We start from the raw sequence: 24,314 nt of genomic DNA, 5'->3' as shown, positions 1-24,314 counted from the left end.
CGCCGCCCGCCGACGGTCATGCCCCCCTCGCGACGTGGATGACGTGGCGATCGGTGAACTCGTGGATGCCGTCGAGGCCGAACTCGACCCCCAGGCCCGACTGCTTGCGCCCGCCGAACGGGATGTCCGGCGCCAGCGCGAAATGGGTGTTCACCCACGTCGTGCCGCTTTCCAGCCGCGCGGCGATCCGGGTTGCACGTTCGATGTCCTTGCCCCACACCGAGCCGCCCAGCCCGTACTGCGTGTCGTTGGCGCGGCGGAGCGCGTCGTCGATCGACGAATACCTCAGGATCGAGCGGATCGGGCCGAAGGTCTCTTCGCGGACCAGCGGACTGGCTTCGTCGATGTCGCGCACCACCGTCGGCGGCACGAACCAGCCCTTGCCCTCCGCCGGCTCGCCGCCCGCGATCACCGTCCCGTCGCGCCTGGCGACGTCGAGCGAACGCAGCACCGCTTCATACTGGCGCCGGTTCTGGATCGGCCCGTACTCGGTCTTCTCGTCGAGCCCGTGGCCGACGACCGCGGACCTGGCCAGTTTCGCGAACGCGTCGCAGAAGCGGTCGTACAGCGCATCCGGCACGTAGATGCGCTTGATGTTGATGCAGACCTGCCCCGAGTTCATGAAAGCCCAGGTGAAGATGCCCTTGGCCGCCGACTCGACGTCGGCATCGTCGAGCACGATCGCGGCATCGTTGCCGCCCAGCTCGAGCACGATGCGCTTCAGCGTCGGCGCGCCGCTGGCCATCACCTGCCGCCCCGCCGCGGTCGACCCGGTGAACGAAACCTTGCCGACGTCGGGATGGCTGGAAAGGCGCGGGCCGAGGCTGCCGTCGTCGCCGACGATATTGACCACGCCCGGCGGCAGAATGCCGTGCAGGATCTCGCCCAGCAGGATCGCGTTCAACGGGCTGGTCGGCGCCGGCTTGACGACGACGGTGTTGCCGGTCAGCAAGGCCGGCACCAGCTTGTACACGGTCTGGAAGAACGGGAAATTCCACGGAATGATCGCCGCGACGACGCCGATCGGCTTGTACTGGACCTCGACGTAGGCCTGCTCGTCGTCCTGCAGCACGTCCGGCTTCAATTCGACGCCGGCGACCTGGCGCGCCCACATCAGCGAGAGATCCACGTCGGCGCGGGCGGCCGTGATCGGCTTGCCGACCTCCAGCGTGATGATCCTGGCGATCTCCTCGCGGCGCGCCTCGATCGCATCGGCGATGCGGTGGATCAGTGCAACGCGTTCGGCATGCGCCACGTTCTTCCAGCCATCGAACGCCGCCTTGGCCGACGCGACCGCCTGTTCGAGCTGGCTTGCGTCGGCTGCCGGGGCATGGGCGATGATTTCCTCGGTCGCAGGATCGACCACCGGGATCGACGACGCACCGTCGACCAGTTCGCCGTCGAGCAGCATCGCGTAGCGCCGAACGCCTTCGGCCTGCGCGGCCGCACCGGGGTTCAGATCGTTTTTCATGCTTTCGTCTCCTTCGAATATTTCCTTGTTTCCACCTCTGACGGTTTGCCCTCAGAGTGACCAGACCAGGCGGAAATTGAGCGAATTTCCGGCCGGTCGATTCTTGCCATCCACCGTGTGCAGCAAGTGAACCGAGGCGCTCGCCTTGTCGAAATGGAACATCACCCCGCCCAGGACGTCGGTCTCGCTGTTGGCGGGGTTGATCGCCGACGTCTTCTGGTACTCGTAGGCGACGCCGACGTAAGGTTCGACGAGCGGCGAGACACGATAGCCGAACAGGTGCTCGGTCGACCACGACTTCCCGGCCTTGGCGTCCTCCTTGTTCGACGTCCCCGGGAAGTTCCAGATCACGTCGCCGGTGTAGTTGAACTTGCCCAGCTGCACATCGATGAAAACGGAGTTGGTGAACTTCCAGCTGTCGCCGCCGCCGACATCGCCGTCGCCGACCGGGAGCTGGAACAGGAAGTCGGTGCCGACCGTGACCTCGTCCGACAGCTTGTACCAGATGTAGGGCGCGACGATGGGGTCGCCCACCCCGCTCGACGACGTCCTCGCCGTGCGGTTGCGCGCGCCGATCACCGGCACGATCAGCTCCCAGGCGTAGCCGAAGTTCGGGTTGCTTTCGAGGGTCCAGCCGCGCGAATACTTCAGCAGCGAGACCATCGTCTCCGTGCGGTCGGAACGGCGCTTGTCGCCCTTGGCGTCGAAGGCCTGATCACCCCGTTCCAGGTAGCCATAGACGAGAAACACGTCGAATCCATCGGGGACGTTGGAAGGCAGCGCATATTCATGCGGCGCAATGAAGCTGCGGCCCGTGGCCGCCTCGCTGTCCGCCGCCGCCAGCATTCCGGCAGCGCCGGCAACGCAAGCCAGCCCCAGCAGCCGCCCGATCGACGGACGTTGTTGACGTTCTTCGTTCATTTTTTTCACCTCGTGACGAGGCCACCACCCCCGCGAGATGCGGCGGCGGTGCCCTCAGGGTCGGTCATGCTTCAGGGATTGGCTTTGGCAGCCGGATTGCCGGACATCCGCGCGGCCTGCTCGGCTTCCTCGTCGGCCTTGAGCTGGATGGCACGGTCGACCAGCCAGGCGCGCAGCGCCTCCACGTCATCCCGGCTCATGCGGTCGGCGAAGCTCACCATGCCGCGGCTTTCGCGGATGCCGTCATACACCACCGCGGCGAACGACGCCTTGTCCAGCAGCAGCGGCGAACGGCGCAGGTCGGGCACGACCTCGTCATTGGTGTAGGTGCCGTAGCCGTGGCAGGCCACGCAGTTGCCGTAGAAGGCCGCGCCCCTGGCGACCATTTCGGCCGGGAAGGTCTCCGCCGGCACCTGTGCCGGCCGGCGCACGCGCTCGTAGGGCGGCAGGGCGCCGCTGCCGTCGAGCTTGAACACCAGCACCCGTCCGATGCCGGCGCGGGGGTTCTTCATGTGCGGAATCTGCAGGCCGGCCGAACCGCCCAGTCCCGACAGCACGGCGATGTACTGCGTGCCGTCGATCTCGTAGCTCATCGCGCCGGCGATGATGCCGATGCGCCCGTCGTAGCTCCACACTTCCTTGCCGGTATCGGCGGCATAGGCATGGAAGATGCCGTCGGGCGTGCCCTGGAACACCAGATTGCCCGCCGTGGCGAGCGTGCCGCCCGCGCCGATGGATGGATAGGGCACGCGCCAGACTTCCTTCTGCGCCTGCGGGTCCCAGGCGATCAGGTCGCCGCGGAAACTCTGGGTGATGCTCAGGCGGTCGGCCTCGTCGCGCGGAGCCAGCGTCGGATGCCCGGAAATGTTGGCCAGGTTCCAGGCACCGTTGAGCGGGTTGTACTTGAAGTCCGGATCGTGCTTGTAGCCGAACGAACCCTGCTGCGCCGGGATATACACCAGGCCGGTGTCCGGGCTGTACGCCATCGGCGGCCAGTTGTGCGCGCCGAACGCGCCCGGAATCGCAAGGAAATCGTTGCCGTGCTTCGAATAGCGCGCCGCCGGGTATTCGATCGGGCGCCCCGTTTCGAGATCGATGCCCGCAGCCCAGTTCACCGGCATGAAGTTCTTCGCCGAAATGAGCTTGCCGTTGCTGCGATCGAGCACGTAGAAGAAACCGTTCTTCGGCGCCTGCATCGCCACCCTGGTCTTCTTGCCATCGACGTCCAGCTCGGTCAGCACGATGGGCTGCGTCGCGGTGAAGTCCCATTCCTCGGCCGGCGTGGACTGGTAGTGCCACTTGTACTCGCCGGTATTGGCATCGACCGCGACGATGGACGAGATGAACAGGTTGTCGCCCTCGCCGCCCGAACGCGCCACGTGGCTCCACGGCGTACCGTTGCCGGTGCCGATCAGCACCTGGTCGTAGTCCTTGTCGTAAACGATGGAATCCCACGCGGTACCGCCGCCGCCGGTCTGCTTCCACCAGCCGTCGCCCCAGGTCTTGAAACCGATCTCCCGGTGGATCCTGTCCGAGGCCGCGCCGTCGGGCTTTCCTTCCGGGTTGGGCGTGATGTAGAAGCGCCAGGCCAGCTCGCCGTTCTCGGCGTCATACGCCGACACGTAGCCGCGCACGCCGAACTCGGCGCCGCCGTTGCCGATGAACACCTTGCCGTTGGCCACCCGCGGCGCGCCGGTGATGGTGTAGCTGCGCGTCACGTCGGTGGTCTGCGTTTCCCACACCGGCTTGCCGGTCCTGGCGTCGATCGCGATCAGGCGCCCGTCGTAGGTGCCCACATAGATCTTGCCCTGCCACGCCGCCACGCCGCGGTTGACCACGTCGCAGCAGCCGTCCGGCGCCTTCCTGCCCGGCACTTCGGGATCGAAGAACCACAACTGCTCGCCGGTCGCCGCATCGTAGGCATATACCTTGGACCACGCCGTGCTCGTATAAAGCACGCCGTCGATCACCAGCGGCGTGGCCTGCTGGCCGCGGTTGGTGTCGAATTCGCCGTACCAGGCCAGGCCGAGCCGGGACACGTTGGCGGTGTCGATCTGCTTCAGAGGGCTGTAATGCTGTTCGTCCGAGGTGCCACCCCGGGTGATCCAGTTGGCAGGATCGGCTGCCGCCTCGACGAGCCGTTTCTGGTCGACGGCCGCTACGGTGTTCTTCCCTGCGGAAAAGGATTGGAGTGGAAAGGCGGCAATGGCGACACAGCCTGCAATGCTCAGGCATGCCTTCCGCCAGGAAAGCTGATTCGATGACGTTCTGAATATCACCACATCCTCCTGATTCTTCATTTTTCTGAATAATCTGAAATCGCGGACGGTATGGCCTTCTGCTCATTGCCATCCATCCGCTTTTCTGTCTCCTACCCGGCCAAACACCTGCCAAAGAACATCCGACGCGCAATCTCCTTCAAATACATCCGTATCCGTCAACTTTCCGGATCATTCCCACCCCGCCCGGCATGAGCCCGCCGAGGAAATGAAGACGCAATGGCACACTGCCGCCACGCGCCGGCAGTACCCAGCTTTCGAGAAAAATGACCCGCCTGAAGAAATGACGCCCGGCAAACGGGGCTTCGCCCGGAAAGGCCAGCAATGCAAATACCCTGAGCCGCTCCGGAATCAAAGAAAAAATAGATTCGCCCCTCGCCTGAAAAGAATCTTAGGACAGAACTGCGGTGCAACATGACGGCCTGCAGATACAGTTTCGGACAACAGTTGGATCGGTGTATCCATTCCCACCCGGCAATGGATTCGCGCACTCGGGCAACTGTCCGAATGGCGAAACGTGCTGGATTCGATTCGGCAGCGCCGGATATCGACTAGCTCCCGGCCTTCATCCAGCCATACAACCGGACGAAGAAGCGCCAGGTGCTCGCCGGCGCAAGCGGCACAGGTGCTGGCGCGTCCCAGGGAGCAGGAAGGTTGCGGGCGGCGCTCGTCGAAACGACGCCCAGTGTGATCCGGGCAGTTGGCTCCGGCACCACTTTATTCCTCAAGCATCGGGCGCTTCCTGTCGATAAGCAGTGTCGGCAACACTGACAACAGCGGCCCGGTCTGATCATCGCCACGTGCTGCGCCCCCCCCCGATATGGAGCACCCCATGCGTCTCGACGCCTTCACCCTCAAGACCCGGCTGATCGTCGCGGTCGCCATCCCCTGCATCGCCCTGCTGCTGGTTGCGCTGACCAGCCTCGGCAGCATGGCCAGCATGCACAGGAACACCGAAATCCTCTATCTCAACACCGCCGCGCCGATGCGCGCGATGGCAGAAGCGGCGTCGCGGATTCCGCGCATGCGCGTGGGCATCGACATGATGCTGCTGCAGGACACCCCGCTGCGCGACGAGCGCGGCGTGAGGACGCGGGTGCAGGAAGCCCGCAGCGAAGACATTCCCGGCATGCGCGATGCCATGCGCAATGCGGTGGACGCCCAGGTCAACCCGGAACGCAAGGCGCAGGCGCAGCGCCTGTTCGATCAGTTCGAGACGATGGTGACGAACGAACTCGAACCCATGCTGAATGCCCTCGACGCCGGCGACATGCGCAGGGCCCAGCAGATCTACCGCGACCAGTACGCCAGGAGCTACGGCACCATGCGCCAGGGCGCCAACGAGCTGCTCGATGCGCTGTTGCAGCAGGCCGAGCAGCAGAACCAGCACAGCGCCGAGAGCTACGACGCCGGTTTCACCCGCCAGGTCGCCATCATCGGCCTCGGCCTGCTGGTGTCCTTCGTCGTGTCCTGGATGATCGCCAGCCACCTGCGCCGCCGCGTGGCGATCCTGCAGAACAAGCTGAGCCTGGCTGCCGAGAACCTGGCACTGGACACCCGCATCGAGCTGCCCGGCAAGGACGAACTGAGCGAGATCGCGGGCAGCTTCAACCGTTTCATCGACAAGGTGCATGGCGCGATGCGGCAGCTGGCCGACAATTCGCGCCAGCTCTCGGGCATGGCCCGCGAGGTGGCCGAACGCGCCCGCCTGACCCAGAACAACTGCACCTCGCAAAGCGAACGCACGGCGGAGGTGGCCACCGCCATCAACGAGTTGGGCATCACCGTCAACGAAATCGCCCGCAATGCCGAGAACGCCGCCACCCTGGCCCGTGAAGCGACCGAGCATGCCGGCAGCGGCAGCGAGGTCGTCACCCAGGCGCACCGCCAGATCGATGCGCTGAACGGCGAGCTGGCGCAGGCGGCCAGGGTGATCGAGGCGCTGGCCGAGCAGACCGATGCCATCAGCACCACGCTCGACACCATTCGCAGCATTTCCAACCAGACCAACCTGCTGGCCCTCAACGCCGCGATCGAAGCCGCCCGCGCCGGCGAGCAGGGCCGCGGTTTCGCCGTGGTGGCCGACGAGGTGCGCACGCTGGCCAGCCGTTCCGGCAGCTCGACCGAGGAGATCCAGCAGGTGATCGATCGCCTGCAGGCCGAATCCCGCGCCGCGGTGGCAACCATGATCAAGGGCCGCCAGCAGAGCACGCTGGTGGTGGAATACGCCGGCAAGGCTTCCAGCGCGCTGGAGCAGATCAACGGCCACATCAACCAGATCAGCGACCAGAACCTCCAGGTCGCCATCGCCACGGAAGAACAGTCCAACGCGGTCGGCGAGATCAACCACAACGTCGAGGGCATCAGCCAGCTCACCGCCGGCACCACGCAGATCGCCGCTCAGTTGAACGAGGCCAGCAGCAACCTGCAGGCGCTGTCGACGCAGCTGGACGACCTGGTGGGCCGCTTCAGGCTGTGAGCCCCAGCCGCGAAATGCGCGGGCACTGCCGCGCCCGCATGCGGCGCGGCAGTCGCCGGGCGTTCACCGCCCCGTGACCGCCTTCAGCACATCGATCACCAGCCGCCAGCGGCTCAGCACCAGCGCCGAGAAGATCAGCCCGCAACCGAAGAGCTGCAGTTCGCTCATGCGTTCGCCGAACCACCATGCGGCGACCATCGCGGTCCACATCGGCTCCAGCATCAGGATCAGCGCCGCGTGGCTGGGCGTGGTCAGGCTCTGGCCGTAGAGCTGGACGAAGAAGCGCAGGGTGGTCGCCAGCAGCGCGCTGGCGAGCAGCCAGCCCAGCACCGGCATCGACACCGCTTCGGGCCAGGTTTCGAACAGCGCCGACAGCGGCAGCATCAGCACGCCGACCGTCATCACCTGCACCGTGCTCAGCGCCAGCGGCGGCACGCTGCGCACCACCCGGCCGTTGAGATTGATCAGCACCGCGAACACCACCGCGGCAGCCAGGAAGAACCATTGCCCGGGCTCGAAGCGAAAGCCGTGCTCCAGCGACAGACAGGTGAAGCCGGCCAGCGCCAGCGGCATCGACACCCAGGCAACGCGGGGCGGACGCTCGCCGAAGAACAGGCGGCCGACGAGCGGCACCAGCACCACGCCCAGGCTGGAGATGAAGGCGCCTTCACCAAGGTGGCTGGCGTGATGGAGACCGCCGATCCAGAAGCCCATCGCCAGCGCGAACAGCACGCCGATCAGCAGCGCGCCACGCCAGTTGGCTCCGCTCATCGCCCGCAGCTGCGTCCAGCTAAAAGCCGCCAGCACCACGCCGGCCAGCAGGAAGCGGGTGCCGATGAACAGCAGCGGCGGCAGGCCCGCGAGCGATTCCTTGGAGAAGATCCAGCCAGCGGCGGCCACCAGGGTCGCCAGCACGAGCAGCAGGTCCGCCTTGAGCGGATGACGGGTATCGGACATGGAGGACGGCCTCAGTCGCCGCTCGGCGGACGGGCGAGCTTGCGTTGCAGGGTGCGGCGGTGCATCTGCAGCGCCCGCGCGGTGGCCGAGATGTTGCCGTCGTGTTCGGCCAGTACGCGCTGGATGTGCTCCCACTCCAGCCGGTCGACCGACATCGGCGCATCGGGCGCATGCTCGTCGACGACGACGTCTTCGGCATGCAGCGCCTTGACGATGGCGTCGATGTCGGCCGGCTTGGCCAGGTACTGGACGGCACCGAGCTTCACCGCGTCGACCGCGGTGGCGATGCTGGCATAGCCGGTCAGCACCAGGATGCGCGCACCCGGGCTGGCTTCGAGCAGCGGGCGGATGAGCTTGAGGCCGGATTCGCCGCCGATGTTGAGGTCGAGCACGATGAACTCGGGCGCATGGTCCTGCGCCAGCTCGAGCGCACCTTCGCTGTCGGTGGCGCCGTAGGTGTCGAAACCGCGCTGCGCCAGCGCACGCGACAGCACGCGGTTGAAGGCGGGATCGTCATCGACGACGAGCAGGACGGGGGCGTGTTCTGAGCTCATGCGGCAGGCAGAAAGGTCAAGCGTGCAATGGTGCCACCTCCCGGACACGAAAGGAATCCGGCCCGCCATCCGTACGAGCGCGGCATGGATGCTTGCCTTAATTGTATTTGTTGAAATATAATTTACACAAATATTGATGCCTTGCTTGCATCGAATTCCTTTCGCCGGTTCCTGATTGCCTGCCTCTGCGCCGGCTCGATCGGCTTCATTCAACGGCCTGAGCGTCGCTTGAGTTCCTTTGTAGGCCCTGCGGGGCCGGCCGGCAGGTGATCCTGTTCCCTGACGGCTTGGTGTGCCGCTCGCCATCCGCTGGCAAACGCCGCACCACCGACAAACAACCCATGGCATGAACGACACGGACCGAAGTACCCCGAGCATCTCCCCTTCCCTTCATTTCCGCTCCGCACGCCCCGGCGACGGCGCTGCCCTGTGGCAACTGGTCGATGCGACCGGCGCGCTGGAGCTCAACTCGGCGTATTTCTATCTGCTGTTCGCGGCCGATTTCGGTGACACCTGCCTGGTCGCCGAACGCGACGGCCGCATCGTCGGCGCCGTCGTCGGCTACCACCCGCCGCGCCGGCCCGACACGGCCTTCGTCTGGCAGATCGGCGTACTGCCGGAACTCCGCGGCCAGGGCCTGGGGCTGAAGCTGCTGCAGGAATGGGCCGCGCTGCCGGCCAATCGCGGCTGCAAGTGGATCACCGCCACCGTCGCCGACGGCAACACGGCGTCGCAGGCGCTGTTCCGTTGCTTCGCCCGCGACTGCGGCGCGGACTGCGAAGTCTCGCCGCTGTTCACACCGGAGCTGTTTCCCCGTCCGCACCCTGCGGAACCCCTGTACCGCATCGGTCCGCTCGACGGCTCGGCGCCCTGAGCCTCTGCGCCGGGGACAGCGCCCGCCGGGCGCTTTGCCGGCGCCACCACTCGAACCACCACAAGGAGGAGTCCGATGAACGTCTTCGAACGACACGAATCCGAGGTCCGCGGCTATTGCCGCAATTTCCCCGCAGTATTCACCACGGCCAAGGGCGCCTGGATGAGCGACCAGCGCGGCCGGCGCTATCTCGATTTCTTCTGCGGCGCCGGCGTGCTCAACTACGGCCACAACCCGGAGCCGATCAAGCGCGCGCTGCTCGACTACCTGATGGCGGACGGCATCACCCATACGCTGGACATGTACAGCACGGCGAAGGCGAGCTTCATCGAACGCTTCAACGCGCTGATCCTCGAGCCGCGCGGCCTGAGGTACAAGCTCCAGTTCCCCGGCCCCACCGGCACGAATGCGGTCGAGGCGGCGCTGAAGCTGGCGCGCAAGGTCACCGGCCGCGAGCAGGTGGTGAGCTTCACCAACGCCTTCCACGGCATGACACTGGGCTCGCTGGCGGTGACCGGCAACGGCTTCAAGCGCGCCGGGGCCGGCGTGCCGCTGTCCCACGCCGCCTCCGTCCCCTTCGACGGCTATCTCGGCAAGGACATCGATACCCTCGACTACTTCGAGGCGATGCTGCTCGACAACGGCAGCGGCATGGAAGTGCCTGCCGCGGTGATCGTCGAGACGATCCAGGCCGAAGGCGGCGTCAACGTCGCCGGCGCCGAGTGGCTGCGCCGCCTGCGCAAGATCACCCGCGACAACGGCATCGTCCTGATCGTCGACGACATCCAGGTCGGCTGCGGCCGCAGCGGGCGCTTCTTCAGCTTCGAGGAGGCCGGCATCGAGCCCGACATCGTCACGCTGTCGAAGTCGCTGTCCGGCTACGGCCTGCCGCTGGCGCTGGTGCTGATCCGGCCCGAGCTGGACCAGTGGGAGCCGGGCGAGCACAACGGCACCTTCCGCGGCCACTGCCCAGCCTTCGTCACCGCCACCGCGGCGCTGGAGCACTTCTGGCAGGACGAGCGCCTGAGCCGGGCAGTGGAACAGAAAAGCGCGCTGGTACGGAAACGCCTGCAGCGCATGCTGAAGTCGCACGGTGTCGACGGCACGGTGCGGGGTCGCGGCCTGATCCAGGGCGTCGAGTTCGGCAACCCCGCACTCGCCGGCCGCGTCTCGCAGGCCTGCTTCGAGCGCGGCCTGATCATCGAGACCGCCGGCATCAACGACCAGGTGCTGAAGCTGCTGCCCAGCCTGACCATGGACGAAGCCACGCTGAGCAAGGGCCTGGACATCATCGACGACGCGCTGGCCTCGGTGCTGGCCGAAGACGTCGGCCAGGTCGCCTGACCACGCGTCAGCACTTCCCAAGACAAAACCGACATCGAGGACCCGAACCATGATCGTGAAACATCTCGACGACATCCTCGGCACCGCCGCCGACGTGGATGCCGACGGCTGGACCAGCCGCCGCCTCATCTACAAGCAGGACGGCATGGGCTATTCGGTCAACGACACCATCATCAAGGCCGGCGCCGAACTCGAAATGGAGTACCGCAACCATCTCGAGACGGTCTATTGCATCGAAGGCGAGGGCGAGATTACCGATCTCGCCACCGGCCTCACCCATTCCATCCGGCCGGGCACGCTGTATGCCCTCAACGACCACGACCGCCACATCCTGCGCGCCAACAAGGGCGTGCCGATGCGCATGGTGTGCGTCTTCAACCCGCCGCTGACCGGACGCGAGGTGCATGACGAAAGCGGCGCCTACGCGCTGGCCGACTGAGGAGGAGCACGCCATGACGACGACCCTGTCACCGCAGGCCGCACAGGCGCGGCCGCGGGACGACGACCGTTATCCGTCCCGCTTCTGGCCCGAGCCGCGCATCAGCGAGCGCCGGGATCCGGCGGTCCATGGCGGCGCCGGCGACGGCCCGCTGAGCGAAGCCGAGCTGCGCTTCTACCGCGACAACGGCTATCTGACTTTCGAGCAGTTGATCGGCGCACACGAACTCGAGACCTACCTCGCCGAACTGAACGCGCTGCGCCGCGACGAAGCCGTCAGGCAGGCGGCGGAAGCCGTCATCGAACCCGACAGCGGCGAGCTGCGCTCGCTGTTCGAAGTCCATAAGCGCAGTGCCGTGCTGCACCGGCTGTGCGCCCACCCCAGGCTGGTGGCGATCGCGCGCCAGTTGCTGGGCAGCGAGGTCTATCTGCACCAGTCGCGCATCAACTACAAGGGCGGCTTCCGCGGCAAGGAGTTCTACTGGCACTCCGATTTCGAGACCTGGCACATGGAGGACGGCGTTCCGGCGATGCGGATGGTGAGCTGCTCGGTGAGCCTGACGCCCAACACGCCGCACAACGGCCCGCTGATGATCATCCCCGGCTCGCACCAGCGCTACATCTCCTGCGTCGGCGCCACGCCCGAGGAACACTACCTCGCCTCGCTCAAGCGCCAGGAAGTCGGCGTGCCCGACGATGCCAGCCTGAGGCAACTGGTCGAGGACTTCGGCATCGTCGCCCCCACCGGCCCGGCCGGCTCGGTGACCTTCTTCGACTGCAACACGATGCACGGCTCGAACTCCAACATCACGCCGCTGCCGCGCAGCAACGTCTTCTTCGTCTACAACAGCGTGCACAACACGCCGGCCGCGCCCTTCTGCGGCCTGCCGCCGCGGCCTTCCTTCATCGCCGAACGGCAGGACTTCACGCCCATCCAGACGGAGGTTTCACCATGAACGGGCAGCGGCTCCTCCCCCGCGGCGGCCTGCTCGCCGCGCTGATCGCCACGGCGCTGGCCGGCATCGGCCCCGCCACGGCCGAGACCACGCTGGAACGCATCCAGCGCGAAGGCAGCATCCGCGTCGGCTTCGCCAACGAGGCGCCCTACGCCTACGCCACCACCTCGGGCGAACTCACCGGCGAATCGCCCACCGTGTTCCGCCACATCATGAAGCAGCTCGGTGTCGGCAAGGTCGAAGGCGTGCTGACCGAATGGGGCGCGCTGATCCCCGGCCTGAAGGCCGGGCGCTTCGATGCCATCGTCGCGTCGATGTACATCACGCCCAAGCGCTGCGAGCAGGTGCTGTTCGCCAACCCCACCTACGGCGTCGGCGACGCCCTGGTAGTCAGGAAAGGCAACCCGGACGGCATCCACACCTACGCCGACGCCGCGAGCAGCGGCAAGAAGCTGGCCTTCGTCGCCGGCACGGCGGAGATCGAGCACGGCCAGCTGGCCGGCATGACACGGCAGCAGCAGATGATCGTGCCCGACTTCGCCGCCGCCGTCGCCGCGGTCAAGGCCGGCCGCGTCTCGGCCGCCGCCTTCAATGCGATGGCCGCAGGCGAGCTGGCGGGCAAGGACGAGGCGATCGAGCGTGCCGAGCCCTTCACCTTCACCCACGAAGGCAAGCGCTATCGCGGCGAAGGCTCGTTCGCCTTCCGCCTGCAGGACACCGAACTGCGCGACGCCGTCAATCGGGAGCTCGCCAGCTTCGTCGGCAGCGAAGAACACCTGGCGATGGTGAAGGCGTTCGGCTTCGACGCCTCCAACCTCCCCGAGATGACGGCCGATCAGCATTGTGCCGGCGAATAGGACGGGTTCGGCCGGGACTAGCCCGACCGGATCCAGTCCCGCCGCCGGCGCGCTGGCCGCGGCCGCCATCCTCGGTTTTGCCGGCGGCCTGGTCGTCTCCAGCTTCGCCGGCTTTCGCGATTTCCTGCCCGAGCTGCTGCGCGGCGCGGCGGTCACCGTGCAGGTGGCCGCCGGCGGCAGCCTGGTCGCGGTGGCGATGGCGCTGCTCGCCACCGCGGCGCGGCTGTACGCTCCGCTGCCGCTGCGCTGGCTCGCAGTCGCCTACGTCGAGCTGTTCCGCGGCACCTCCGCCCTGGTGCAGCTGTTCTGGCTGTTCTTCGTGCTGCCGATGTTCGGCATCAGCCTGTCGCCGATGACGGCGGGCATTGCCGCGCTCGGCCTCAACATCGGCGCCTACGGCAGCGAAGTGATGCGCGGCGCGATCGAGGCCGTGCCGCGCAGCCAGTGGGAAGCCGCCAGCGCGCTGAGCCTCGGCCGCTTCCGCACGCTGCGGCGGGTCATCCTGCCGCAGGCTTTCGTGACCATGATCCCGCCCTGGGGCAACCTCTTCATCGAGCTGCTGAAGGCGACCTCGCTGGTCTCTCTGATCACGCTGTCCGACCTCGCCTTCAAGGCCCAGCAACTGAACCAGACGACGCTGCGCACGGTGGAAATCTTCGGCATCGTGCTGCTGATCTACCTCGCGCTGTCGCTGCTGGTGACACTGGCCATGCGCGCGCTGGAGCACCGCGCCGGCCGCCGGCTGCTGCGCGGCAAGGAGACGGGTTGAACGCACACTGGGACTGGCACTACGTCCACGAGATCCTGCCGATTCTCGGCGAGGCCGCGCTGATCACGCTGCAGGCCACGCTGCTCGGCTTCGCCCTCGCGCTGGTGATCGGCCTCGTCCTCGCCGTCTGCCGCATGGCGGCCAATCCGCTGGTGCGCCATGCGGCCGCCGCGGTGGTGGAGTTCATCCGCTCGACGCCGCTGCTGATCCAGATCTTCTTCCTGTACTACGGCCTGCCGGAGTTCGGCCTCGCGCTCGACGCCATGCTGGCCGGCCTGATCGCGATCGGCCTGCACTACGGCGCCTACTGCGCCGAGGTCTATCGCGCCGGCATCGACAACGTGCCGCGCGGCCAGTGGGAAGCGGCGGCCGCGCTGAACCTGTCGCCGCAGGCCACCTTCCGCCGCATCATCTTGCCGCAGGCGATCCCGCCGATCGTGCCCGCGCTCGGCAACTATCTGGTCGCACTGTTCAAGGAAACGCCGCTGCTGTCGGCGATCGGCGTGCTGGAGCTGATGCAGACGGCGAAGATCCTCGGCTCCGAGAGTTTCCAGTACACCGAGCCGATCACGCTGGTCGGCCTCTACTTCCTCGTCTTCAGCCTGCTTTCGAGCGGACTGATCCGGCTCCTCGAACGCCGCCTCGGCGTGCGCGCCGCTTCCCGATCATGAACGAATCCCCGGCCTCCTCATCCGAAACACCGATGGTGCGCTTCGAGCGCGTCTCCAAGCGCTACGGCGCGCTCACGGTGCTCGACCAGCTCGATCTCGACGTCGCCAGCGGCGAGAAAGTCGCCATCATCGGCCCCTCCGGCTCGGGCAAGACCACGGTGCTGCGGGTGCTGATGGCGCTCGAGCGCATCGACGACGGCGTGATCCACATCGACGGCGAGCCGCTCACCCACATGCCGCAGGGCGACAGCCTGGTGCCGGCCGACGCCCGCCACCTGCGCAAGATGCGCGGCCACATCGGCATGGTGTTCCAGCACTTCAACCTGTTCCCGCACATGAGCGCGGTGCAGAACTGCATGGAAGCGCCGATCAGCGTGCTCGGCCTCGGTAAGGAGGAGGCCCACGCGCGCGCCGCCGAATTGCTGACCATGGTCGGACTGGCCGACAAGCTCGACCATCATCCCGCCCAGCTGTCCGGCGGCCAGCAGCAGCGCGTGGCGATCGCCCGGGCGCTGGCGATGCGCCCGCGCGTGATGCTGTTCGACGAAGTCACTTCGGCGCTCGACCCCGAGCTGTGCGGCGAAGTGCTGAACGTGATCCGCGAGCTGGGCTCGGCGCATCAGCTCACGATGCTGATGGTGACCCACCAGATGGGCTTCGCGCGCGAATTCGCCGACCGCGTCTGCTTCTTCGACGCCGGGCGCATCGCCGAACAGGGCAGCCCCGAGGAACTGTTCGGCAACCCGCAGCACGAGCGCACGCGGCAGTTCCTGCGCGCCGTCATGGAAGCGATCTAAGCGCGGCTATCAGGGGTTCGGGACTTGCCCGAAACGGCGCATCAGCGTGCTCCTGAGGCTGGCGGTCGTCAGTTCGCCCATGTGGGTATCCACCAACCTTCCCTGTTCATCGAAGAACAAGGTGGTGGGCAGGCCGCGCGAACCGAAGACCTGCATGGCCTGGGACGAGGGGTCGAGCAGCACGTCCTTGAGCCTCAACTGCTCGCCTTGCAGGAAAGCGAGCGCCTGCTGCGCGCTTTCCCCCTGGTTGAGCATGACGAAGGCGACCTGCGGGAAATCCTGCTGCGCCTGCGCGAACACCGGCATCTCGCGGCGGCAAGGCGGGCACCAACTCGCCCACAGGTTGAGCACGACCGGCCGCCCTGCATAAGCACTCAAGCCGAGCGGCCGGGCATCGAGCGTGCTCACCTGCACGTCGGCCAGCGGCGGCCCGGATTGGTGCAGCAGCGTCAACATCCCGCCGCCGGCGAACCAGCCCAGCACGCCCGCCGTGATGCCCGCGACGACGGGGATACGCAACACGGACATCGTGCGGCTTCGCCACCAGACGAACAGCAGGGCCGCGACAACGCCGATCCACCAGGTGAAGCCGCCGTCGCCGATGGCGATCATGGAAGCCGGCGCCGCGGCGTATTCCTCCCACCACTGCGCGATGTAGCCCAGGCGGGCGGCCAGCACACCCCAGAACACGCCGTCGAGCAGCAGCCCGCCAGCTGCGTTCTTGTACGACCCGTCCGGCAAGCGCCTGGCGATCAGGCGCGCCACTGCCCAGGCCAGCAGCACGGCGCCGAAGACGATGACGACCCGGACCGGAAACGGGCCGATACCGATCACGTCGCAACTGCTTCATTCAAGCCGTAGAGAAAGGCATGCATATCCGAGCTTTGTGCCCGTTCACTGCATGCCAGGGCGTTTTCACGTACGCTGGACAAGGAGATGATCTGGATGTGTTGCATGGCATCGAAGTGTGAAGCATGAATCCGGTACAGCATATCGGCTTCCTGGCATTGCCATGGCCCCTGCTGCTCGCCGCCGGAGCCGCGGCCCTGGGTTTGGCGGTCGGCATGCTTCTGGACCGGCGCCAGGCCGCCGGGTTCTGGGCAGTGGCCTGGCGGGTGCTGCTGGCCACGCTGCTTGCCGCGCGGCTGGCTTTCGTGTTCGAGTATCGCGATACCTATCTGCAGGCGCCACTGGACATCCTGGACATCCGCGACGGCGGCTGGAATGGCCAGATCGGCGTGATCGTCGGCTGGCTCTACGCCCTGGCGCTGGCGCGCAAGCAGCCATCCTTGCACAAGCCGCTGATGGCCGGCATGGTTAGCGGCACCGCCGCCTGGATGCTCGGCTCTGCGGCCCTGCTGCTGAACACCGGCAACGACACCCGGCTCTCCACCGCCACCGCCCAGGCCCTCGACGGCACGCAGGTCGAACTGCGCTCCTTCTCGGACCGGCCGACCGTGGTCAATCTCTGGGCGAGCTGGTGTCCGCCATGCCGGCACGAAATGCCCTTGCTGCAACGGGCGCAGGTCGAGTATCCACAGGTTCATTTCGTCTTCCTGAACCAGGGTGAACCCGCCGGAGACGTACAGCGCTTCCTCGACAGCCAGCAGCTCGAGCTGCGCCACGTGCTGCTCGACCCCAAAGGCCGGGCAAGTGCCAGTCTGGGCGGGCAGACGGGATTGCCCACCACGTTGTTTTTCGATGCCCGGGGGCACCTGGCCGCACGCTACGTCGGCGAGCTTTCGCACGACACGCTGGAGCGCTTGCTGGGCAGAATCGGCGTCCATCAGGCGCCTGCAGCTGCCCGGTGACGCTCGCCGGCAAACACGGAATCCCGCGATGTTAGCGATCAGGACGGACGCAGCGGCACGGCAACACGTGCGATGGTGCCGCCGCCGGGGCGGGCAAGGAACGCCAGCCGGCCGCCGTGATGCTCGACCGCCGCATGCGCCAGCATCAGGCCGACGCCCATGCCTTCGGCGTGGCTGCCGAGCGGGGCATGGCGCGCTGCCTCGAGCCGTGCGTCGTCGATGCCGGGGCCGCGGTCCAGCACCTCGATGCGTAGCATGCCGCCGTCCGGCACGGCACGCACTTCCACCGCGGCGCCGGCCCGGCCTGCCGCCGCGTTGGCGTTGGCCGCGTTGTCGATGAGGTTCTGCAGCGCTTCGACCAGGCTCGCGTCGGCGACGAGGCTGAGCGCGGACAGTTCGGGCGCGATGTCCAGCCGCAGGCCGGCTTCCGGACGCAGGCGCTGCCAGCGCACCGCCGTCTCATGCAGCCAGGACCCGGCGCATTCCGCGCCGCCGCCTTCGGCACGCTGGCGGCCGGCCTCGCGCGTCAGGCTGTTGAGGATTTCGCGGCAATGCTCCAGCTGCTCGCGCATCACGCCGAGGTCTTCGCGCACCTCGGCATCCAGCTCCTTCCGCCGCAGGAGCTCCCCGGTCAGGATGCGCAGCGTGCCGAGCGGCGTCCCCAGCCGGTGCGCGGCCCCCGCGGCCAGATTGCCCAGGCCGACGACGTAGGCGTCGCGCGCCCGTGCCGCGCGCGCCTCGGCCAGTGCGGCTTCGCCTTTCGTCAGTTCGGCATTGAGCCGGACGATGAACCACACCACGATCGCCGCGGCCAGCGAGAAGCTGAGCCACATGCCGGCCAGATGCCACTGCATCGCGGTGGCGGCATCGGCCAGTTGCACCGGGTGATGGAACTCCCACAGGGCCGCATAGATGCCGACCGCCACCGCGGCCAGCGCCCAGGCCTGGCGCGCAGGCAGGATCGACGCCCCCACCGCCACCACCGGCAGCAGCAGCGCAGCGGCGGGGTTGGTGACACCGCCACCGAAATACAGGAAAGCACCCCAGCCGAGCAGATCGAACAGCAGTTGCGCGAAGGCACCGCGCCGCCCATCGAGCCAGCGCGCCGGACCGGCGAGCAGCAGCAGGTTCGCCACCGCGAGGATCAGCGCCACGCCCAGCAGCGGCTGCACGGAGTGATCCGGCGCCAGCAGCGGAAACACCAGCGCCGCCATCGCCACCATGGCGGCGACCGACAGCCAGCGCAGGTGCAGCAGGCGGCTGCCGCCGGTGCGCAGCGCGGCGATCTCGGGCTCGGCAGCCGCAGCGCCAGCGGGCTGCGGCTCGGTGGCGGCAGGCAGCGGGGTGTCGGGCTGGCGATGCAGTTGCTTCATTCAAATGAAATCCAGTACGGGGAGATACAGATACGGTCCGGGCGGAACGAGCATCCTTAACGCAGATCAAGGATCGCGGCTCCGGCCCGATCTAGAGTGGCCCTGCGACAAAACGCCGCAGGGCATCTTGTCAGAGGCATCCACTCCGCAAACAGGCGGGATGCGGATGTCCGGACGAACACCGATCAAGCCAGAACGGGAGCGACACGATCATGAACGAAGTAGTGAAGATGGACCAGGCCGGCACGATGCCCGACCCGAGCCGCCGCAAGTTCCTCAACACCGCCGCCTTCGCCGGACTGGCCGGTGCCGGCCTGTCGGTCGGGCTTTCGGCATGCAACAACGAATCCGCCCCGGCCGCGGCACCCGCAGCCACGCCCGCCGCTCCTGCTGCGGCCCCGGCTGCCGCGCACAGCTCGGTCCACCTGCAGCCGGGCGAGCTCGACACCTACTACGGCTTCTGGAGCGGCGGCCACACCGGCGACTTCCGCGTGCTGGGCCTGCCGTCCGGCCGCGAACTGCACCGCGTGCCCTGCTTCAACCCCGACGCGCTGGTGGGCTGGGGCATCACCAACGAATCGAAGGAAGTCATGGGCACCAAGGCCAACGGCAGCCTGCGCTACACCGTCGCCGACACCCACCACACCCATGCCTCCTACAAGGACGGCAACTACGACGGCCGCTACGCCTGGATCAACGACAAGATCAACAGCCGCCTGGCCCGCATCCGCCTCGACTACCTGATCTGCGACAAGATCACCCAGCTGCCCAACGTGCAGGGCTTCCACGGCATCTTCCCGGACAAGCGCGACCCGGTCGATCCCGCGATCAACTACACCACCCGCGTGTTCTGCGGTGCCGAATTCCACATTCCGCTGCCCAACGACGGCCGCGACCTCGACAGCCCGGAGAAATACCGCACGCTGTTCTCGTGCGTCGACGCCGAATCCATGGAAGTGCGCTGGCAGGTGCTGATCGACGGCAACTGCGACCTCGCCGCCACCTCCTATGACGGCAAGCTGGCAGCCACCAACCAGTACAACACCGAAGGCGGCTACCACTACGAAGGCATGATGTCGGCCGAACGCGACTCCTGCCTGTTCTTCAACATCGCCCGCATCGAGCAGGCGGTCAAGGACGGCAAGTTCACCACCATCGGCAGCTCCAAGGTGCCGGTGGTCGACGGCACCAAGGATGCCAACACCGACCCGACCACCGCGCTGGTGGCCTACGTGTCGGTGCCGAAGAACCCGCACGGCGTCAATGCCAGCCCGGACGGCAAGTACTTCATCTGCGCCGGCAAGCTGTCGCCGACCGGCACGGTCATCGAACTCACCAAGGTGCTGGACTGGTTCGACGGCAAGCTCGACGACGTCGACAAGGCCATCGTCGCCGAAGTCGAACTCGGCCTCGGCCCGCTGCACACCGCCTTCGACGGCCGCGGCAACGCCTACACCACGCTGTTCCTCGACAGCCAGATCGTGAAATGGAACGTCGACGCGGCAATCAAGTTCCACGCCGGAGACACCAGCGCGCAGTACGTCGTCGATCGCCTGGACGTGCATTACCAGCCCGGCCACATCAACGCCTCGCAGTCCGAGACCATGTTCGCCGACGGCAAGTGGCTGTGCGTGGGTTGCAAGTTCTCGAAGGACCGCTTCCTGCCGGTCGGCCCGCTGCACGCCGAAACCGAGCAGCTGGTCGACATCTCGGGCGACAAGATGGTGCTGGTGGCCGACCACCCGGTCCGCCCCGAACCGCACGACTTCATCATCTTCAAGCGCGAGTTGCTGCAGCCGAAGCAGGTCTATGACCTCAACGAGTTCCCGAACGCGGTCAAGGACCCGAAGGAAGCCGGCGTGTTCCGCGACGGCAACAAGGTCACGGTCAAGATCACCTCGCTGGCGCCGGCCTTCGAGCCGCGCGAGTTCAAGGTCAAGGTCGGTGACGAGGTCACCGTGATCCTGACCAACCTGGACAAGATCGAGGACTTGACCCACGGCTTCGCGATTCCGAACTACAACATCAACTTCATCGTCAACCCGCAGGAAACCAAGTCGGTCACCTTCAAGGCCGACCAGCCGGGCGTGTTCTGGTGCTACTGCACGCACTTCTGCCATGCGCTGCACCTCGAAATGCGCAGCCGCATGATCGTCGAAGCCTGACGACCGCACTCCGGCAACACACGGAACACAGGGGGCCGAGGCCCCCTGTGGCTTTTTCGGGCCCCGGCGCAGCCCGGCCAGGAATTGATCCGCGACAAATACAGCGCCGTTCTGCTTTCCTAGACTTCATCGCAGTTCACTAATGGAGAGCGCCATGAAGCTGCTGTCCGCACTGCGCGACTCCCTGTCCGCCCTGCTCCTCACTGCCGCCATCGCCAGCACCACGGCCCCCGCGCTGGCCCAGACCGCGTACGAAGCCGCGCTGCCGCCCGAGCTCAATACCGCGCCGGCACTGTGCGACTACGTGCCCTGTAGCGAAGTGCTGCCCGGCGCGACGAGCTTTTCCGAGCGCAAGGGCCAGCCCTTCTACGTCGAGGGCTACGCCGACGAGAACGGCAAGCGCAAGCTGGTCGGCTACGTCGTGCTGTCGACCGACGTCACCGACACCCCGGCCTATTCCGGCAAGCCGGTGATCACGCTGATCGGCCTGACCCCCGACGGCCACTTCGCCGGCATCAAGATCCTCAAGCATTCCGAGCCCATCCTGCTGCTCGGCATTCCCGAGTCCGCGCTGGTCAGGTTCAACGACCAGTACCTGGGCAAGTTCGTCGGCGACAACATCGAGATCGGCCGCTCCCGCCCCGACGAGGACATCATCGGCCTGGACGCCATCTCCGGCGCCACGGTGACGGTCATCGCGCAGAACCAGGTGATGATGATGTCGGGCGCGGCAGTCGGCCGCCAGGTCGGCATCCTCGAAGCGACCGTGCGTCCGCAGGCAAACTTCGTCGACCGCGGCCGTGCGCTCGACTGGGACACCATGGTCAAGGAAGGCGTGGTGCAGCGGCTGGCGGTGATGCCCGAACAGGTCGGCCTCGAGCGCAGCAGCGAGCCTTTCATCGAGCTGTGGTACGGTTATCTGAACCACCCCGAAGTCGGCCGCGCGATCATGGGCGAGGCCGGCTGGCGCTCGCTGATGGGCCGGCTGGCCGAAGGCGAGCATGCGCTGTTCGTGATCCGCACCCGCGGCAACGAATCCTTCAAGGGCTCGGGCTTCGTGCGCGGCGGCATCTACGACCGCATCCAGGTCCGCCAGGGCCAGGACGCCTTCACTTTCCGCGACCTCGACTACCTGAACCTGTACGGCCTCGCCGCCCCCGGCGCGCCGGCCTTCAACGAATCCGGCATCTTCATCGTCCGTTCGCCGGCCTTCTCCGGCGCCTTCCCATGGAAGTTCATCTTCCTCGGCAACCGCGTCGACCGCGCCACCGGCGCCCGCACCTTCGTCAACTTCGACCGGGAGTACTGGCTGCCGGCAGCCTATCTCGAAGGCGGCCGCCCGGTGGTCAAGAAACCCGACGCGCCCTGGGTGCGCATCTGGAAGACGCGGGCGGTCGAGATCGGCCTGTTCTCCGCACTGCTGCTGATGGTGGCGGTGGCCTACGCCAACCGCGACGCACTGACGCGGCGCTCGACGCGCAAGAACAAGTGGCCGGTCAACGTGTTCAAGTACACCGCCTGGGTCGTCAGCATCGGCTTCGTCGGTTTCGGCCTGCTCGCCCAGCCCTCGATCACGCAGGTGCTGACCTGGTTCCACTCGCTGCTGTTCCAGTGGCAGTGGGAGCTGTTCCTGACCGATCCCTTCATCTTCCTGTTCTGGATCTTCATCATCGTCACGGTGTTCGTGTGGGGCCGTGGGCTGTTCTGCGGCTGGCTGTGCCCCTTCGGCTCGCTGTCCGAACTGCTGCACAAGATCGGCAGCGCGGTTGGCCTGAAGCGCTTCCAGTTCGAGATGCCGGCGAAATGGCACCACAAGCTGAAGTGGCTGAAGTACTTCATCTTCTTCGGCCTGCTGGCGGTGTCGATGTTCTCGATGGGGCTGGCGGAGAAGCTCGCCGAAGTCGAGCCGTTCAAGACCACCTTCCTGGTCGGCATGTTCAACCGCAGCTGGCCCTACACGCTGTTCGCCGCCGGCCTGCTGGGTCTGTCGATCTTCACCGAACGGCCGTTCTGCAAGTACCTGTGCCCGCTCGGCGCCGCGCTGGCGATGCCTTCGACCTTCCGCTGGTACGGCCTGCGCCGCAAGCAGGAATGCGACAGTTGCAAGGCCTGCGCGAAAGGCTGCGGCTCGCACGCGATCGACGAGCACGGCCGCATCGACCACCGCGAATGCATGCTGTGCCTGGACTGCATGGTGCTCTACACCGACGAACACGCCTGCCCGCCATTGGCGCAGGAACGCAAGCGCCGCACCAAGGCCGGCCTGCCGCTGACGCCGATCGGCAAGGACGGCTACTACATCCCGATCAAGCCGGTCGCGTCCCCCACGCCCCGCGCCTGATCCCGACACCGTATTCGAGGAGGATCCGACCATGGCCGATCCACGCATCCTGACCGAGCCGGTCGAACCGCCCTACGCCGGCGAAGGCGCCGCCGCCCGCCTGCTGGCCGAAATCCGCGACCACCTGTGGCCCTGGAGCCGCAACGGCTTCCAGCGCCAGCGCGTCGTCCAGGCCGCCGGCCTGGCGCTCGCGCTGGCCGCCAGCGTGGCCTGGGTGCTGGCGGCGATGGGCGACATGACGCCCGGCGCCATCATCGGCTGGTGGTTCGGCTGGAGCGTGTTCGAAGTCGCCGTGCGCATGGGCTCCAAACCCTACGTCAAGGACGGCCCGTGGTGGGGCCGGCGCTACCGCCAGGCAAGCCTGATGGACATGGTCTGCTACGTCGGCTTCAAGAACCTGCTGATCGGTGCCGCGCTGTTCCTGGCGCTGAAGAGCCTGGGGCTGGTGCAGGTCTGACACCGAGGCCACGGCGGCTGGCGCCCGCCTGCGATCCGGCACGAGGCCGATCCCGCAACTTGCCAATGGCATGATCACTGCCTGCAGCGCTTCACCCAGATCAAGGAAGGCTGCGCAAGCGTGCGCTTATACTTGGCACCGTCGTCCAATGCCATCCACGCAATGCACCTTGCCCGCCGCTTCCTCCACGCCATCGCCGCCGCCAGCCTGCTCGCGGCGCTCGCCGCCCCGGCCGCGGCCGCGGTGTGGCGGGTCAAGGCGGGCGAATCCATCCAGGCCGCGATCGACCGCGCCGCCCCGGACGACACCATCGAAGTCGAGCGCGCCCGCTACGTCGAGAACCTGCTGATCACCCGGCCGCTGACCTTGCGCGGCATCGACCGGCCGACGATATCGGGCGGCCTGCGCGGCGACACCATCCGCATCAAGGCCGAGAACGTGACGATCGAAGGCCTGATCATCGCCGACTCCGGCGCCAGCCTGCGCGAGCAGAACGCCGGCATCTACGTCTGGCCGGGTTCGCACCACACCGTGGTGCGCAACTGCGACTTTTCCTACACGCTGTTCGGGCTGTGGATCGAGCAGTCGAACGACGTGCTGATCGAAGGCAACCTGATCACCGGCAAGCGCGAGCTGCGCTCCTCGCAGCGTGGCAACGGCATCCAGCTCTACAACACGCGGCGTGCGCGCATCATCGGCAACAACATCAGCTTCGTGCGCGACGCGCTCTACGTCGATGTCTCGCACGACGCGCTGTTCCGCGACAACCGCCTGCACCACAGCCGCTACGGCACGCACTA

General features: G+C 66.9%; 21 protein-coding genes. 14 read left to right on the top strand and 7 right to left on the bottom strand.

What is annotated here, in order from left to right:
• Positions 1-16: 16 nt before the first annotated feature.
• From NX068_RS07465 to NX068_RS07455, 3 genes are all read right to left on the bottom strand, one after another.
• Complete coding sequence (locus NX068_RS07465; protein WP_263460666.1) at positions 17-1,471, bottom strand: aldehyde dehydrogenase family protein; 1,455 nt, start codon at positions 1,469-1,471, stop codon at positions 17-19.
• Between the two features lie 51 nt (positions 1,472-1,522).
• A complete protein-coding gene (locus NX068_RS07460; protein WP_263460665.1) occupies positions 1,523-2,392 on the bottom strand; it encodes a transporter in 870 nt (289 codons plus the stop codon).
• 71 nt (positions 2,393-2,463) lie between these two features.
• Entirely contained in the window at positions 2,464-4,671 is a 2,208-nt protein-coding gene (locus tag NX068_RS07455; protein ID WP_263460664.1) for a PQQ-dependent dehydrogenase, methanol/ethanol family, read from the bottom strand.
• Between the two features lie 832 nt (positions 4,672-5,503).
• On the opposite strand from NX068_RS07455, the gene NX068_RS07450 reads away from it, so the two are divergent.
• Entirely contained in the window at positions 5,504-7,150 is a 1,647-nt protein-coding gene (locus NX068_RS07450; protein WP_263460663.1) for a methyl-accepting chemotaxis protein, read from the top strand.
• A gap of 63 nt (positions 7,151-7,213) precedes the next feature.
• Here NX068_RS07450 and NX068_RS07445 read toward each other — a convergent pair whose 3' ends face one another.
• Complete coding sequence (locus tag NX068_RS07445) at positions 7,214-8,107, bottom strand: DMT family transporter (RefSeq protein WP_263460662.1); 894 nt, start codon at positions 8,105-8,107, stop codon at positions 7,214-7,216.
• An 11-nt stretch (positions 8,108-8,118) separates the two neighbouring features.
• Positions 8,119-8,661, bottom strand: coding sequence for a response regulator transcription factor (locus tag NX068_RS07440; RefSeq protein WP_263460661.1), 543 nt, complete (start codon positions 8,659-8,661; stop codon positions 8,119-8,121).
• 346 nt (positions 8,662-9,007) lie between these two features.
• On the opposite strand from NX068_RS07440, the gene ectA reads away from it, so the two are divergent.
• The 8 genes from ectA (at position 9,008) to ehuA (ending at position 15,367) form a co-directional block, all read left to right on the top strand.
• A complete protein-coding gene (gene ectA, locus NX068_RS07435; RefSeq protein WP_263460660.1) occupies positions 9,008-9,535 on the top strand; it encodes a diaminobutyrate acetyltransferase in 528 nt (175 codons plus the stop codon).
• 75 nt (positions 9,536-9,610) lie between these two features.
• The gene (gene ectB, locus NX068_RS07430) at positions 9,611-10,879 is read left to right on the top strand and encodes a diaminobutyrate--2-oxoglutarate transaminase (protein WP_263460659.1); all 1,269 of its coding nucleotides are present in this window, start codon (positions 9,611-9,613) and stop codon (positions 10,877-10,879) included.
• Positions 10,880-10,928: 49 nt separating this feature from the next.
• Entirely contained in the window at positions 10,929-11,318 is a 390-nt protein-coding gene (locus tag NX068_RS07425) for an ectoine synthase (RefSeq protein ID WP_263460658.1), read from the top strand.
• A gap of 13 nt (positions 11,319-11,331) precedes the next feature.
• Positions 11,332-12,273: an ectoine hydroxylase gene (gene thpD, locus NX068_RS07420; protein ID WP_263460657.1), complete on the top strand. Its 942-nt coding sequence runs from the start codon at positions 11,332-11,334 to the stop codon at positions 12,271-12,273.
• Entirely contained in the window at positions 12,270-13,130 is an 861-nt protein-coding gene (gene ehuB / locus NX068_RS07415; protein ID WP_263460656.1) for an ectoine/hydroxyectoine ABC transporter substrate-binding protein EhuB, read from the top strand. Before thpD ends, ehuB begins: the two co-directional genes overlap by 4 nt.
• Entirely contained in the window at positions 13,117-13,899 is a 783-nt protein-coding gene (gene ehuC / locus NX068_RS07410) for an ectoine/hydroxyectoine ABC transporter permease subunit EhuC (RefSeq protein ID WP_263460655.1), read from the top strand. The genes ehuB and ehuC overlap by 14 nt, the downstream gene beginning before the upstream one ends.
• Positions 13,896-14,570 (top strand): ectoine/hydroxyectoine ABC transporter permease subunit EhuD, encoded by a 675-nt coding sequence (gene ehuD / locus NX068_RS07405; protein WP_263460654.1) that lies wholly within the window; start codon positions 13,896-13,898, stop codon positions 14,568-14,570. The genes ehuC and ehuD overlap by 4 nt, the downstream gene beginning before the upstream one ends.
• Positions 14,567-15,367 carry an ectoine/hydroxyectoine ABC transporter ATP-binding protein EhuA gene (gene ehuA / locus NX068_RS07400; RefSeq protein WP_442806707.1) on the top strand — a complete coding sequence of 267 codons (801 nt, stop codon included), beginning with the start codon at positions 14,567-14,569 and terminating at the stop codon, positions 15,365-15,367. The genes ehuD and ehuA overlap by 4 nt, the downstream gene beginning before the upstream one ends.
• A gap of 9 nt (positions 15,368-15,376) precedes the next feature.
• On the opposite strand, the gene NX068_RS21195 is transcribed toward ehuA, so the two are convergent.
• The gene (locus NX068_RS21195; protein ID WP_263460653.1) at positions 15,377-16,201 is read right to left on the bottom strand and encodes a prolipoprotein diacylglyceryl transferase family protein; all 825 of its coding nucleotides are present in this window, start codon (positions 16,199-16,201) and stop codon (positions 15,377-15,379) included.
• A 140-nt stretch (positions 16,202-16,341) separates the two neighbouring features.
• Between NX068_RS21195 and NX068_RS07390 the strand changes: the two genes are divergently transcribed.
• Complete coding sequence (locus tag NX068_RS07390; protein WP_263460652.1) at positions 16,342-17,178, top strand: TlpA family protein disulfide reductase; 837 nt, start codon at positions 16,342-16,344, stop codon at positions 17,176-17,178.
• A gap of 38 nt (positions 17,179-17,216) precedes the next feature.
• Here the strand turns inward: NX068_RS07390 and NX068_RS07385 are convergent, their stop codons facing one another.
• Entirely contained in the window at positions 17,217-18,551 is a 1,335-nt protein-coding gene (locus tag NX068_RS07385; RefSeq protein ID WP_263460651.1) for a sensor histidine kinase, read from the bottom strand.
• A 212-nt stretch (positions 18,552-18,763) separates the two neighbouring features.
• Between NX068_RS07385 and nosZ the strand changes: the two genes are divergently transcribed.
• From nosZ to NX068_RS07365, 4 genes are all read left to right on the top strand, one after another.
• Complete coding sequence (gene nosZ, locus NX068_RS07380) at positions 18,764-20,716, top strand: TAT-dependent nitrous-oxide reductase (protein ID WP_263460650.1); 1,953 nt, start codon at positions 18,764-18,766, stop codon at positions 20,714-20,716.
• 154 nt (positions 20,717-20,870) lie between these two features.
• Complete coding sequence (locus NX068_RS07375) at positions 20,871-23,057, top strand: 4Fe-4S binding protein (protein ID WP_263460649.1); 2,187 nt, start codon at positions 20,871-20,873, stop codon at positions 23,055-23,057.
• Positions 23,058-23,088: 31 nt separating this feature from the next.
• A complete protein-coding gene (locus NX068_RS07370) occupies positions 23,089-23,514 on the top strand; it encodes a transcription regulator (RefSeq protein WP_263460648.1) in 426 nt (141 codons plus the stop codon).
• Positions 23,515-23,676: 162 nt separating this feature from the next.
• The coding region (locus NX068_RS07365; RefSeq protein ID WP_263460963.1) for a right-handed parallel beta-helix repeat-containing protein at positions 23,677-24,314 on the top strand (638 nt) is incomplete at its 3' end.

The sequence above is a fragment of the Thauera carbonicopians genome (assembly GCF_025699485.1).
In the GTDB taxonomy this organism is placed as follows: Bacteria; Pseudomonadota; Gammaproteobacteria; order Burkholderiales; family Rhodocyclaceae; genus Thauera.
This window is presented reverse-complemented; position numbering and strand designations above follow the sequence as displayed.

Coding starts and splice junctions, on each gene's coding strand:
- NX068_RS07465 (WP_263460666.1), bottom strand. CDS start 1,471: ATGAAAAACGATCTGAACCCCGGTGCGGCCGCGCAGGCCGAAGGCGTT.
- NX068_RS07460 (WP_263460665.1), bottom strand. CDS start 2,392: ATGAACGAAGAACGTCAACAACGTCCGTCGATCGGGCGGCTGCTGGGG.
- NX068_RS07450 (WP_263460663.1), top strand. CDS start 5,504: ATGCGTCTCGACGCCTTCACCCTCAAGACCCGGCTGATCGTCGCGGTC.
- NX068_RS07445 (WP_263460662.1), bottom strand. CDS start 8,107: ATGTCCGATACCCGTCATCCGCTCAAGGCGGACCTGCTGCTCGTGCTG.
- NX068_RS07440 (WP_263460661.1), bottom strand. CDS start 8,661: ATGAGCTCAGAACACGCCCCCGTCCTGCTCGTCGTCGATGACGATCCC.
- ectA (WP_263460660.1), top strand. CDS start 9,008: ATGAACGACACGGACCGAAGTACCCCGAGCATCTCCCCTTCCCTTCAT.
- ectB (WP_263460659.1), top strand. CDS start 9,611: ATGAACGTCTTCGAACGACACGAATCCGAGGTCCGCGGCTATTGCCGC.
- NX068_RS07425 (WP_263460658.1), top strand. CDS start 10,929: ATGATCGTGAAACATCTCGACGACATCCTCGGCACCGCCGCCGACGTG.
- thpD (WP_263460657.1), top strand. CDS start 11,332: ATGACGACGACCCTGTCACCGCAGGCCGCACAGGCGCGGCCGCGGGAC.
- ehuB (WP_263460656.1), top strand. CDS start 12,270: ATGAACGGGCAGCGGCTCCTCCCCCGCGGCGGCCTGCTCGCCGCGCTG.
- ehuA (WP_442806707.1), top strand. CDS start 14,567: ATGAACGAATCCCCGGCCTCCTCATCCGAAACACCGATGGTGCGCTTC.
- NX068_RS07390 (WP_263460652.1), top strand. CDS start 16,342: ATGAATCCGGTACAGCATATCGGCTTCCTGGCATTGCCATGGCCCCTG.
- NX068_RS07385 (WP_263460651.1), bottom strand. CDS start 18,551: ATGAAGCAACTGCATCGCCAGCCCGACACCCCGCTGCCTGCCGCCACC.
- nosZ (WP_263460650.1), top strand. CDS start 18,764: ATGAACGAAGTAGTGAAGATGGACCAGGCCGGCACGATGCCCGACCCG.
- NX068_RS07375 (WP_263460649.1), top strand. CDS start 20,871: ATGAAGCTGCTGTCCGCACTGCGCGACTCCCTGTCCGCCCTGCTCCTC.
- NX068_RS07370 (WP_263460648.1), top strand. CDS start 23,089: ATGGCCGATCCACGCATCCTGACCGAGCCGGTCGAACCGCCCTACGCC.